We start from the raw sequence: 11823 nt of genomic DNA, 5'->3' as shown, positions 1-11823 counted from the left end.
TTTTTAAAAAGTGTACCTCAATAATACATAGACAAAAAACTTTTCATCCGGACAGGTTTTAATAGTAAAAATATAACAAAAAAACTGATTTACAACAACTTATAATTTTTGTAAAACCAATATCGTATTTTTTACGTTCTTATATGCGTATTTAACCATTGCTGCATCAATATCAATATTTATCATTCTTACTCATAGATTCGTATTTCCACTTATTTTAAAGGATTTTTGAATCAAATCTACTCAACCTTATACTATATGGATGGGTCACAACAGGGTCAAAAGATAGTTTGAAGGGAAAAAAACAAATTAAATTTGCTGGTATTTCAATCGCTTTAATGATTGCATCTTTTATCGGTTTCTTGGCAACAACTGACTCTACTGAAACATCCGAAGATACTGATAAGGAAAAAGTTGAAACTGCTGCTAAACCTAAGGAAGAAACACCAGAAGAGAAGGCTGCACGTGAAGCTAAAGAAGCTGAGGAAAAAGCAGTAGCTGAACAAAAAGCAAAAGAAGAAGCTGAAGCTAAAGCTAAGGCGGAAGAAGAAGCACGTATAAAAGCTGAGCAAGATGCAGCTGCTAAAAAAGCAAACGCAAAGACTATTGACTATCCACAATTGAAAAAGAATCCAGATCGATACAAAGGCGAATACGTAAAATATAAAGGAAAGATTCTACAAATTCTCGAAGGTGACAACGTTACAAACATTCGACTTGCTGTAACACCGAATTCTTATGGCTATGATGTTAATGATGTTATTTTCATAGAATATGCAGGGTATACAGATTATGTTGATGACGATATTATAACTGTTTACGGAGAAATTTACGGCTCCTATTCTTACAAATCTCAAGCTGGATTTGATATTTCATTACCTGGATTAATTGCAAAAGAATTTGAATAAATTACATGTCACTCAAAAGAGTGGTATTTTCATTGCAACTAAAAAAGACCAGCTTCGCTAATTTAGCTTGCTGGTCTTTATCTTTTCTATTTATTTCGTCTTTGCTGAATAGTAATATACAACCCAATTAATCGATCAGTGGTCATTGTACCATTCTGTAAATCCTTTTTGTATTCTAACACCTACCAAAGTAAGTGTTTTTGATAAAGTCTATTTATTGCCACCTATTGAGGAGTGGTCTTTTTTATTTTTGTTTAATTAAACCTCCTATACGTACAATAATTCAATAAAAAAAGACGATCAAAAATGATGATCCTACTTCAAAATCTATCACACAGTCTTTTAAAAAACAAAGGAAATTGTAGCTAACAAAACCCTACATCTTTAATTTTATTGTTCCATAACATTTCTAACAAACAATTGCTTATTTTTATGAGCCATTAAACTTACTATCGCAAGCAATAGCCCCGAAATAACGAATACAACTCTAATCCCTAACAAATCAGCTAATAGTCCCATAACAAGTGATCCAACGCCAAAAATCCCAGTTCCGATAGCACCTAATGAGGTATAAACGGTTGACAACTGTTCTTTTGACACGCTGGTTTGAATAACCGTTTGTTGAGGAATTTTTTTTATTTGTCCAAAAAGCCCTACACAGAGCGATAAAAGTAAAGAAATGATTGGAATACTGTTTAGGCTAAATAATATTGTGAATAAGAAACTTACGAATGAACCGACAAAAATAAAGGTTCCTAATTTCTTTTCAACAAAAGATGAAAATTTAATACAATAAGCACTTCCTAAAATAAGACCTAAAAAGTTAGCTCCATTGATAAACCCCCACCATTTTTCATCAACGTTCAAAGCTTCGTTGACAAACACATATAAAATAGCAGCTATCCAAACTGTTGCTGCAATTGTTTCCAAAAATTCTATCCAAGCAATCCTTCTTAATACTGGAGTCTTAGATAAAGTTTTCCAGCCCTCTTTAATCTTTTCTAGTTTCCCTTTTTGCTCCGTTGTTTCATGGTTTACACTTTCTAAAAGGCAAAGTAATATGCTTGCAATTACAAATAAACATCCAACTAACCAAATAAGTTGTTGAGAACTCATAATAATTAGCAATGAACTTCCTACGAACCACATACCTGCTTGTATGATCTGCGTAATTGTTTCTGCAATTCCATTAGCTTGAATTAGATATTCAGGTTTAACATAGTATGGAGTCAATGTCTGTCTTATTGGATTTGCACATCCGTCAAAAAAAGCAATCAATCCTATTATTAAAAAGATAAAATAATAATTAGCTGCTGTTAAACCAATTAACATAAACCCTAGAATAAAGAGTAAAATCGTCTTAACAATTTGTGATCCCGCAAGTAACCATTTAAGATTTAATTTCTCAACCAAAAGAGGTGTCAGCAGACTGGATATAAACATAGAAGAAGCGATCGTAAATGGCACAAACGATGAAGCAATTGCAGAACCTGTTAACATAAAAATTGTACTTATAACACTAACTATATATAATACATCGCCTATATTAGCGAGTGACTGGCCCAATAGTAATAAAGAAAAATTTCTATTCATTTTCATTATATATCCCCCAATTTTTCATTCGAAATTTGTATATTAGGGGATATTAGATTGGACTATTCATTAAAATTTATATCCCCCAATTCTTCATTCGAATTTTGGTTTATTAGGGGATATTAAATTGGACTATTCATTAAAATTTCACTCCTATCATATAACGGACAAATCTGGGGGATATAGATTTATCACAAGTTTTGTTCCATCAATAAATATTTATATGAATTATAACATAATTCAAACATATATGATTCTTAACTTGTTTTTTAAATATCGCACTCCATTATTCAGAACGTTCTTTTGTATTATTTCAGGTCAAGCGCTCGTGTTTTATCAAGTGTAATTTCTGGAAATGAAAAAAGCCCAGGCTCAAAATTAATTGAGTATCTGGGCTTCGTCATTGGTATATGCGTGTTCATTTGTTTACAATGACATTGATAGATTACTACATCATTCTCAACAAAAACTGAACAATACTTATTTACTTCTACGTTGCTGAATTGTAATATACAAACCCATTAATCAATCAGTGGTCATTACGCCATTCTGTAAATCCTTCAAATGTGATTCTTGAACGATGCCGTCTTTAACCGCCTGTGCAATAAAGTTTTCTGTTTCAGTTTTCATTGCTGGTGAACCGGGATTCCATGTTTGAGTCACTTTGATTTCCTCCTTTGGTTTATCTTCTATGATTAGTTGTATTTGTACTTGCCCTTTGCTATTAGTAGGTACGTTTACTTTTCCTTCTAGTTTATAACTTGCAGGCATCTTCCAAGATGTTTTAATCTCGAAATGCGGACGATCAATACTACCTACCCAATCGCCACCCCACGTAATACCTAGCTTTCTTGCAATGGCACCTACTCGAGTAAGTGTATTTACATCATAAAGAGAATGTGGAGGTTCAACAGCAATATTCCCAGCTAGGCGTGATTTGTGATTGCTGGTTAGTGTCCAGGTAACGATTTGCATAGGTCTAGTACGACCCTGAGCTTAAAGATAATTTTGTCGTTCCTATGAGCGATAAGTCTTCGTAATAAAGATATTTTTAATTCTAGCTTTAGAACACTCTTGAAACAAAATTTAAGGCTTGTTCAAATGCCTTATCTCCTTCTGATAACGAAAGTGTTTTCTAATTTAATTTGCATCACTTTCTCCCTTCTACACAAAACCTTCATATTGTTCATTAGCTTGCTATAGCGTTTGTGCTGTTTTTGCCCCAATTACTGATAAATCATTTCGCATTTTCTTCACTGTATTTACCATCCAGTGATAATCCATAATCCATTGGTCCAATAAAAATTTATTTACTTTGGGTGGTGTCTCTTTTAGCATAGTTCTGCCCCCTATGTCTTACATTAGTTGGTGTGTTATAATCTTTATTTGACTAAGCCATTAAAGGGCAAAACTAGTTCAAGGCTGTAACGTGTGATGACGCTGCGGCTTTTTTATTTTAATTACTGATTATTTTCTTCATATTGTTAATTAGTTTGTTGTAGCGTACGACGAAGCTACGACTTTTTTATTTTTAAATCTATTTCACAGGCAATTCACTATACAAACATAGCTATCACATCATAATAATAGTAAGGTAAAGCTAATTTAGCCTTACACCTTCTGAAGTTTTTTTAAAAGGTCACTCCATCCCAAGTGACCTTTTTTATTGTCTTATCTAACAAAAATATACTTTTTTATGACTTTAGCTGAATGGTTTAACACCCCTACTCCTTCTCTTCAGACAACATATTATAGATTGTAGAAAGGAGGGATACTTATGGGATACTATGGTGGAAATGTTGGTGGCATTAATAATGGCTGCTACTCCGGTGGTGGCTCTAGTGGCTCATCATTCGTTCTAATTGTCGTTCTATTTATTCTTTTAATTATTGTCGGCGCTACTTTCATGACTACAGGGTATTAACATTTCCGATTAGGGTCGCCCCCTAGACTGGTGACCCTTTTATAGTTTCTTTCTTCAACGTGTACAGTAACTATTTGAATGAAGCAGTTAAAGATATCTAATTTTAGTTGGCGTATAATTTTAATAGCTCATGTATTGGTAAACTATTCATATCACTAATATGGAAATAATACGGTAATTGCCACTTTTGTGTCGCTATCGCTTGTTTGCTAGTGGGAGTATCCCACCTAGGATAAACTCTAATTGCCATTTTTCCCTTTGTACTAGAGGTTCTAAGGATGTTTTGTTGTAAAAGAATCTCTTTTGGAAAAACGAATTGACCAAAATCCCCATTATCATTAAAAGTATTAATTACCAATAAATCAGTGGCATTATCATATGAAAATGCTTGGTTTTTATTAGCTTCATCCTTTCCCCAAAAGGAAACAAACTGTCCAACCTTGGTAGGTGTTATTTTTGCGACTCTAAATCTAACCGATTTAGAATTTAACTGAAATATTCCAGCTCCATAATCTGAATTTTGAGTTTCTTCTTGGATATTTTTTATAGTTAAATTATTAGGTTCGTAAAGTAATTCATTTACATATGCTAACGTCTTATTAAATTTATTCATAGTTTTACTCCTTATCTTATACTAAGATAAACCAGTATATCATTTCCGGGCTTGTCACCGTAATTGTTCATTAAAAGGCTTTATTTCATTAGTATTTTTTTTTAGATTTACTGTACCTTTTCCGCAGATTGTTCGGTAAAAGCACCCGATTGTGAAAAAGTATATGTAGAACGCTTAGTAAAGTTCACCTTTTGTCAATATCATGGCATTGCCACCTACCATAATTCTGGGATTATTCTTATTAATTAACTTTGTTATGATAATAGAAGGTCTACCCATACTATATCCCTGCAAGAAAGTGTACTCTTGATAAAATGTATTTAATACGTGATTATTAAAAAGATAATAGGTTAATGCCCCATTTGAAGTACCTGTTGCGGCTTCCTCATTAATTCCGTAGAGTGGACAAAAGTTTCTACTCTCTACTATTCCTTTTTCTGTGTCTAGCGTAAATGCATGGTATCCTCCTACTTTATTCATCTTTGCATATTCAGCAAGTGCTTTAAAATCAGGATTTGAAGCATACTAGGCCACCTTTGTTTTGATTGGAAGCACTATATCCCAAAGACCAGTGTTTGCGGCTTGAGGTACTAGATTTTTGTGACTTTTATCAATATTAAAAAGTTCAGACAAAACCTCATAATCATCAAATATTTTTCCAAGCTTAGGTTCAGCTGTTCCATCATTATAAATCCTGAATTCACCTTAACAGCAAGCTTGTCAGCGAGTGTTTTCATATAGTAGGTGTTGTTATCTTCAATGGCATGACTGTCTAATAGGGCTTTAAAGGATGCAACTGTAGCATGTCCACAAAGTTCAACCTGTGCAGTCGGTGTAAAAAATTTTATTTCGAAATTCTTATTGTCTAATTTTTTAATAAATGCTGTTTCTGAAAAACGAACTTCTGCAGCAAATTTCTGCATAAACTCTTCATTTAAATTTTCATAGATGACTACTCCTGCTGGATTTCACCAAACCTTGTTTCTGTAAACGCATCAATTATATAATATAATAAATCAAATTGTCCCTTATTAGTAATTTTAAAAATGACTCCCCGCTTAATCATTTTTAGGGCACTAAATACTCTACAATATAGACATTAATTGAACAATACAATCGAGTTTTAATATGAATAGTGAATGTAATGTTTTCTCTCTTGAATAATTTCTTCTAAATACAAAGCCCCTTTGGAACTAATGTTTTACAATATGAATACTAATAGACTTAGTTTTTATATTGCTAGTTACATCAATTATTATTACTTTTACTGGCATACTAACAGTCAATTTGTTTGTCCTTTCAGGTGTACTATGTAAAGGTTTTTAACAATAAAGATTTCTTGTGAATTGATAATTTTCCTTTCGTCATTGACTTTTAAGAAAGACTCACCGAATTTTTGTGTCAATGCTCAATATTTGTTTCAGGGGTGAAATCACAATGAAAATAGTTATAATAATTGCTTTTAATAAGTATGTTTTAAAGTAAAAACTTTTTCAAAAATCATTACGTCTAAATAATATTATTGCATACATTCTAAGTTACGGTTATTATTACGTTATACGTTATATCGTGAAACGTAATAATATTTAAAGGAGGTATTACATGAAAAAAGATAGATTCTCCGAGCCTTCATTGTTTATTTTGATTAGCCTGGCAGAAAAAGATTGTCATGGCTATGCGATTATGGAGGACATTGAAAAAAATTATAGTATTAAGTTAGGTGCTGGGACTTTATATGGAGCAATTACCCGTTTAGAGAAAGCAGGCTATATTCAAGTCCTTGAATCAGATGATCGTAAAAAACCATATAGACTCACAGATGAAGGACGTGAATATTTAAGCAATCAAATCAAAGAAATCCAAGTAGTAACTGCACTCGGAGCAAAAAGGCTTGGATTAATATGAGGTGGTTGATTTATTTGTATCCAAGAAGTTGAAGAAAACGATATGGTGATGAAATAATTGATTTATTAGAGCAAGAAGATTGGACATTCTTTAATATTATCGATTTACTGAGAGGAATTGTTGATGCTTGGAAAATTGAAATAAATGAACGACAAGTTTCTGGCATTCGTATGAGTAATGTGTTAGTGCTTATCAGTTTGATCAATCTATTTATTATTCTACAATACAGATCATCACAGGGGGTTATTTTATTGGAACAAATTACTTTACTCATTGCAATGGCATCAATATTCTTAGCAGTTTCTATTTTCATTGTGAATCTTTTTAAAGAAGGTTTTCAAAAAGCTTTTTCAATCAGAACTAAATTATTAAAAATGAGCCTTGGATTTATGGGCTTATATGGATTGAGTTTTATTGCATTTTTTGTACTAGTAAATTAATTCAATTTAAGTTTAATAAAAAATGACCAAGGAAATAATTGTGCTTCTTGGTTTACTAGTATCTTAAAGAGCAGTCCAATTGAAAATCTTAAAGCTTCTCCATTAAGCATTGAATTGATTTTATTCTATAGTTTCAAACCCATGTTGAATACTTCGTAAATAACCTCAATAACAAGCACGAAAATCCTACTGTTTGCGCTTTTCACATAATTTTCCTTCTTATGTGATTAAGTATCTTAGCTGACTAATTGAGCTGTAACACGTAACAACTATACTGCCCTTTTTATGATACAATTTACATAATTACACAACGGGGTGATTTCATGGAAAATGATAAATTAGTTTGTAAAATATGTGGTGGTGATACCTTTACACAAGGTGAATTAGGTGGTGTTAATGCAAATGTAAGACCATTAGACTCAATTTCAATTTTTTCGAGCTCCCCACTACTATTGTCTATTTGTACTAATTGTGGAGAAGTATCTTCAATGAAAGTTAAGAAACTTCACAAGTTCAAATAGTCCCATATCGTTTTATAGGGCCGCTTCATGCAGAGCTGCCCTTTAATAATTTCTATCCACAAAAGACAGATAATAGACTCTGTGATTGAAATATTTTCACTATAATTAGATATCCGTAACAATGGAGGAATTCATAGAGAAATATTTTCAATTCTTGTATCTATATCATTTACGATTGCATTAACATTGTTTGCATTCACTTATTTTTTAGATATTCATCTTATCGTTTATATCGATTTTACTAATAAAAATTATTGATTTACTTAATTAAGAAAGAATAAGACAAAGCCCTGCCTTGCTATCCCCTGCTTGCCCATTACCATTCTATTCCTCGCTTTGTGCATCCTTTTGATTTATCAATAGATGCCTTATATCCATTCAGATTATCCACTGTCCAACACATTCATCTTTCTGAAATGATCCCATATTATATAGATTTAGCATTTAAAAATTGACTATAATACCTCATGTCGCCCCTCTTATTTTTTGTCATAAAACCCTTCTTCGATTTTACTACCATATCATGGCCCTCTACGCCAAATAGGTGTTTTTACTAAGGTATTACGTCTTGGTATATTGGTTCACCTTGTTTACAGATTTTCTTTTGAATGATCTTCTACTAATTAATCCTCATATTTCTTTTTACTTTTAGAAATATGATCAATAAGTCTAGAGAATGTAATAGTTTACTACATACTATAAAAATGTAATCTGCAGATTATAAATTTTTATTTTTGAGGAGGTGAATATTATATGCCTTTAACTACTGGTCCAATTGAAAATTCAGGAAATCTACCAGCTAATGCTGCTAACGTTCGTATCAAAGTTCTTAATCTCACTGGGGGGTTACTTACTGGGGTGGTCCGAGTTTTTAAACTTAACGGTTCAAGACAATTACTATCTACAACTCCTTTTGCCGCTGCTGCTAATGCTTCTACTTTTGTAACTCCAAGTGTAGCAGGTGCGTTCCAATATGAGGTTGAAATTGCTCCAAATCAAACTGGCGGATTATATAGCGTTTACGGACGTACAGCTTCAGGTGTTATCATCGATGCCCAACGATTTGCGAACTCAGAGCTAACACCGATTCTTTAATTTTAAATAGATTGTATAATCAGAAAAGCCTTATACTTCGGTATTGGGCTTTTCATATTCATTCATATACCTCCAATTTGTATACTCCTTCTATAACAATAGCTAGCTGACATGATTCTCTGCCCAATCTCTTATCTAAGTACTTTTTGAGATTTTTATTATTATTAACTACTAAAAATAGCTATTATATCACTATATTGTTTCAAATTACATTGGACCCTCTTACCTTTTTCAATGAGCCCAAAATGTCCTTAATCATCTTTATATTATATCTCAAGCTACCTCTTCTCCATTTTCACCAACATTGAACCAAAAAAAGAATACTGTTAAATAATGAAAATCCTTAAGAAAATCTTCATAAATATTCTTTCTAATTATTAATAATTTCCATTTACAATGATGAAGGTCGACAGTATTGAGAATTCTCTCGCATAACATGTAGCGTTTGAAAATCAGCATCTGAAAAAAGGAGCATCTCACCTTGGATATTACAGAAATTTTTAGCAATATTCGTTATTTAATGTTACCAGTACTTATTATTATTGGCATAGAGTCCTTACTGATTGCACTCTATTATTACTTTTATCAAAAACGACAATCAGAACACAAAAAACAGATTTCTATTAAGAAACTTATTCTTGGCGCAGTCTTCATCGGATATATTGTTTTTGTGTTGGAGCTAACGATTATTGGCCGCGGTACCTCACACTACATGGAGATGAACCTTCATCCATTCAGTGGTTATATTGACGCATGGAAAAAATATTCCTTACGTGATCTCCAAAATTGTCTATTTAATATATTAATGTTTGTACCATTAGGAGTTTTATTACCTTTACTTATCGCTAAATTAAAAGAATTTAAGTGGCTTCTTCTTGTAGTTATAGGTGCTACAGCGTCTATTGAAACGTATCAGACACTTTCAGGAGCAGGAATTTTTGAACTGGATGATTTAATAAACAACTCACTTGGTGGCATTATTGGATACCAGTTATATAGATTAGCTGCTTCCATTGGACGTAGCAAAAAAGTAAAAATGAAAAATCTGATTGGAAACCTTTCCATACCTCTATTATTGGGTTTGATTTTTGTTGGTATGAATATTGTTTACACCCAACAGGAGTTCGGTCATTTAGCAATAAACGCCTATACAAAATCAAATATGTCAGATGTTCATATATCAACTTCATTGGAGTTAAGCTCAGCATCAACAGTTGCTCCAGTATATAAAAATATTATTAAAAATGATGACATAGAAGGTTTTTTACAACAGAAATTAGGTTTATCAGTGGTAAATACACAGGATTATAAGGGCGATCGTGAGATTTTAATGGTAGACAAAGTTGGGGTACAATATAAATTGTTTATAAGTTCAGAAGGTCAATGGTCATTAACAGCGAACAATTATACGCCAGAGCAAACTTCATTTACCGAGCAAGAATCAATGCTTAAAAAGGCGAAGGCACTTATGGATGATCTTTCTATAATACCTACAGGTGCTACATTTACTGTATTGGAGGATGGAAAATTTGAATGGGACCTTCCAGATAACACTGATTTAAACACAGATTATTGGAGTGGAGATATAGGTCTGGGTCTTAAACCGGATGGCAGTGTTTATTCGTTGACATACAGTCTTAAAAAAAATCAATTTATACGGGTAGTAAACATCTTGTCTCCTGCAGAGGTATATGAGCGAATTAAGAATGGAGAGTTTCCCCAAATAAAATATAATGCGCTGGTAAAGGAAGAAGAACTTATTATAAAAAAAGGCGATCAACTTGAAATTGAATTAATTGAGCTTTCGTATATGTACGACACAAAAGGTTTCTATCAGCCAATATACAGAGTTTCTGGTAAATTTAACGGAAATGATTGGTTCACCTTAATCCAAGCTAGGAAGTAAAATATTTTGGCAACTCCTGTTCCAAAAGTTAATAAAAGCCCAGGCTCAAAATTATTTGGGACCTGGGCCATTCTGTAACCGGTTAGTATTTTATATCTAAGCATCATCGAAAAATTACTAGAAATACTCTGGAAGACTACAATGACGTAACATTAAGAGTGTTTGGTCCAGAAAGTCTCAAGAATTCAACCTTTTTCTAAATCGAATCACTTTTCGTATTCTTGTTGAAAACTTAAAAATAGGAATAAAGTGATTTTATAGGAATCAAAAACATTACGCCAGTAGAGAACTCAAAAAGCTATCCTATATCATCAATCATCCAGTTCATCATCTTCAATTAGTATTATCTCAACCTTAGAGACTCTTTCACCCCATGAACCACAGTCTTTGATAGTAGCAATAACTTCATATATACCATCTCCAAAACCTGAACGAAATGCTACGCCTAGTCCTTCCTGGTCTCCGCTGTAATTTAGTTGACCACCTTGTTTATCACTATTGGAAGTAATTTTGCATACTGTATCATAACTACTATCTGTTTTGATTAAAGTTCTAACAAAAAGGTCGTTTTCTTTAATGATTTTTTGAATATAAGTAAAAATTTCTTTTGCATTGACTTCATTACATTCAATTAATTTATAAGTTTCCTCATCATTCACTTTATAATCTTGATTCTTTAAAATTTGAGACAATTCATCCTGATCTTTTCCCCAAAATTCGATAGCCACAGGACTACCTTCCATATTCCATTCGCTATTAATGTAACATGGATCAATAATCAATAATTGGCCAGAATCCACTCCAACAACGCCTAGTGATACTTTTTTTTCTGCTGACATTTTGATTCCTCCTGTATTCATATAAAAAAGCTGATACTATTTAATATTTCTTTATCTCTGAAATTAAATTTCTTTCCGA

The 11823-nt window shown here is 32.4% G+C and carries 14 protein-coding genes; 7 read left to right on the top strand and 7 right to left on the bottom strand.

Annotated elements, in window-relative coordinates; genetic code table 11:
• Positions 1-290 precede the first annotated feature (290 nt).
• The gene (locus AC3WOM_RS05295; protein ID WP_492445437.1) at positions 291-908 is read left to right on the top strand and encodes a Slp family lipoprotein; all 618 of its coding nucleotides are present in this window, start codon (positions 291-293) and stop codon (positions 906-908) included.
• A 390-nt stretch (positions 909-1298) separates the two neighbouring features.
• Here the strand turns inward: AC3WOM_RS05295 and AC3WOM_RS05290 are convergent, their stop codons facing one another.
• The 3 genes from AC3WOM_RS05290 to AC3WOM_RS05280 all read right to left on the bottom strand — a co-directional run bounded on the left by AC3WOM_RS05290 (position 1299) and on the right by AC3WOM_RS05280 (position 3839).
• Positions 1299-2507, bottom strand: coding sequence for an MFS transporter (locus tag AC3WOM_RS05290; RefSeq protein WP_492445436.1), 1209 nt, complete (start codon positions 2505-2507; stop codon positions 1299-1301).
• Positions 2508-3026: 519 nt separating this feature from the next.
• A complete protein-coding gene (locus AC3WOM_RS05285) occupies positions 3027-3476 on the bottom strand; it encodes a M15 family metallopeptidase (protein WP_492445434.1) in 450 nt (149 codons plus the stop codon).
• 222 nt (positions 3477-3698) lie between these two features.
• Complete coding sequence (locus AC3WOM_RS05280) at positions 3699-3839, bottom strand: hypothetical protein (protein ID WP_492445433.1); 141 nt, start codon at positions 3837-3839, stop codon at positions 3699-3701.
• A 439-nt stretch (positions 3840-4278) separates the two neighbouring features.
• Between AC3WOM_RS05280 and AC3WOM_RS05275 the strand changes: the two genes are divergently transcribed.
• A complete protein-coding gene (locus AC3WOM_RS05275; protein WP_427548697.1) occupies positions 4279-4425 on the top strand; it encodes a YjcZ family sporulation protein in 147 nt (48 codons plus the stop codon).
• Positions 4426-4528: 103 nt separating this feature from the next.
• On the opposite strand, the gene AC3WOM_RS05270 is transcribed toward AC3WOM_RS05275, so the two are convergent.
• The 3 genes from AC3WOM_RS05270 to AC3WOM_RS05260 all read right to left on the bottom strand — a co-directional run bounded on the left by AC3WOM_RS05270 (position 4529) and on the right by AC3WOM_RS05260 (position 5961).
• The gene (locus AC3WOM_RS05270) at positions 4529-5038 is read right to left on the bottom strand and encodes a MepB family protein (RefSeq protein WP_492445431.1); all 510 of its coding nucleotides are present in this window, start codon (positions 5036-5038) and stop codon (positions 4529-4531) included.
• Between the two features lie 174 nt (positions 5039-5212).
• Positions 5213-5518 (bottom strand): PhzF family phenazine biosynthesis protein, encoded by a 306-nt coding sequence (locus AC3WOM_RS05265; protein WP_427548694.1) that lies wholly within the window; start codon positions 5516-5518, stop codon positions 5213-5215.
• Between the two features lie 110 nt (positions 5519-5628).
• On the bottom strand, positions 5629-5961 hold the full coding sequence (locus AC3WOM_RS05260) for a PhzF family phenazine biosynthesis protein (RefSeq protein ID WP_427548692.1): 333 nt from the start codon (positions 5959-5961) through the stop codon (positions 5629-5631).
• Between the two features lie 679 nt (positions 5962-6640).
• Here AC3WOM_RS05260 and AC3WOM_RS05255 point away from each other — a divergent pair.
• The 5 genes from AC3WOM_RS05255 (at position 6641) to AC3WOM_RS05235 (ending at position 10905) form a co-directional block, all read left to right on the top strand.
• A complete protein-coding gene (locus AC3WOM_RS05255; RefSeq protein ID WP_427548690.1) occupies positions 6641-6943 on the top strand; it encodes a PadR family transcriptional regulator in 303 nt (100 codons plus the stop codon).
• Between the two features lie 251 nt (positions 6944-7194).
• Positions 7195-7383 carry a hypothetical protein gene (locus AC3WOM_RS05250; protein ID WP_427548688.1) on the top strand — a complete coding sequence of 63 codons (189 nt, stop codon included), beginning with the start codon at positions 7195-7197 and terminating at the stop codon, positions 7381-7383.
• A gap of 323 nt (positions 7384-7706) precedes the next feature.
• Entirely contained in the window at positions 7707-7904 is a 198-nt protein-coding gene (locus AC3WOM_RS05245) for a hypothetical protein (RefSeq protein WP_427548686.1), read from the top strand.
• Positions 7905-8657: 753 nt separating this feature from the next.
• Complete coding sequence (locus tag AC3WOM_RS05240; protein ID WP_427548684.1) at positions 8658-8999, top strand: ATPase; 342 nt, start codon at positions 8658-8660, stop codon at positions 8997-8999.
• A 481-nt stretch (positions 9000-9480) separates the two neighbouring features.
• The gene (locus tag AC3WOM_RS05235) at positions 9481-10905 is read left to right on the top strand and encodes a VanZ family protein (protein ID WP_492445428.1); all 1425 of its coding nucleotides are present in this window, start codon (positions 9481-9483) and stop codon (positions 10903-10905) included.
• 311 nt (positions 10906-11216) lie between these two features.
• Here the strand turns inward: AC3WOM_RS05235 and AC3WOM_RS05230 are convergent, their stop codons facing one another.
• Positions 11217-11744, bottom strand: coding sequence for a hypothetical protein (locus tag AC3WOM_RS05230; protein ID WP_427548680.1), 528 nt, complete (start codon positions 11742-11744; stop codon positions 11217-11219).
• Between the last annotated feature and the right edge of the window lie 79 nt (positions 11745-11823).

It is taken from the genome of Lysinibacillus sp. FW301-JW8, assembly GCF_058788755.1.
The sequence above is the reverse complement of the archived record's forward strand: the minus strand, read 5'-3'. Positions and strand labels throughout refer to the sequence as shown.

Coding starts and splice junctions, on each gene's coding strand:
- AC3WOM_RS05290 (WP_492445436.1), bottom strand. CDS start 2,507: ATGAAAATGAATAGAAATTTTTCTTTATTACTATTGGGCCAGTCACTC.
- AC3WOM_RS05285 (WP_492445434.1), bottom strand. CDS start 3,476: ATGCAAATCGTTACCTGGACACTAACCAGCAATCACAAATCACGCCTA.
- AC3WOM_RS05280 (WP_492445433.1), bottom strand. CDS start 3,839: ATGCTAAAAGAGACACCACCCAAAGTAAATAAATTTTTATTGGACCAA.
- AC3WOM_RS05275 (WP_427548697.1), top strand. CDS start 4,279: ATGGGATACTATGGTGGAAATGTTGGTGGCATTAATAATGGCTGCTAC.
- AC3WOM_RS05270 (WP_492445431.1), bottom strand. CDS start 5,038: ATGAATAAATTTAATAAGACGTTAGCATATGTAAATGAATTACTTTAC.
- AC3WOM_RS05265 (WP_427548694.1), bottom strand. CDS start 5,518: ATGAATAAAGTAGGAGGATACCATGCATTTACGCTAGACACAGAAAAA.
- AC3WOM_RS05260 (WP_427548692.1), bottom strand. CDS start 5,961: ATGCAGAAATTTGCTGCAGAAGTTCGTTTTTCAGAAACAGCATTTATT.
- AC3WOM_RS05255 (WP_427548690.1), top strand. CDS start 6,641: ATGAAAAAAGATAGATTCTCCGAGCCTTCATTGTTTATTTTGATTAGC.
- AC3WOM_RS05245 (WP_427548686.1), top strand. CDS start 7,707: ATGGAAAATGATAAATTAGTTTGTAAAATATGTGGTGGTGATACCTTT.
- AC3WOM_RS05240 (WP_427548684.1), top strand. CDS start 8,658: ATGCCTTTAACTACTGGTCCAATTGAAAATTCAGGAAATCTACCAGCT.
- AC3WOM_RS05230 (WP_427548680.1), bottom strand. CDS start 11,744: ATGTCAGCAGAAAAAAAAGTATCACTAGGCGTTGTTGGAGTGGATTCT.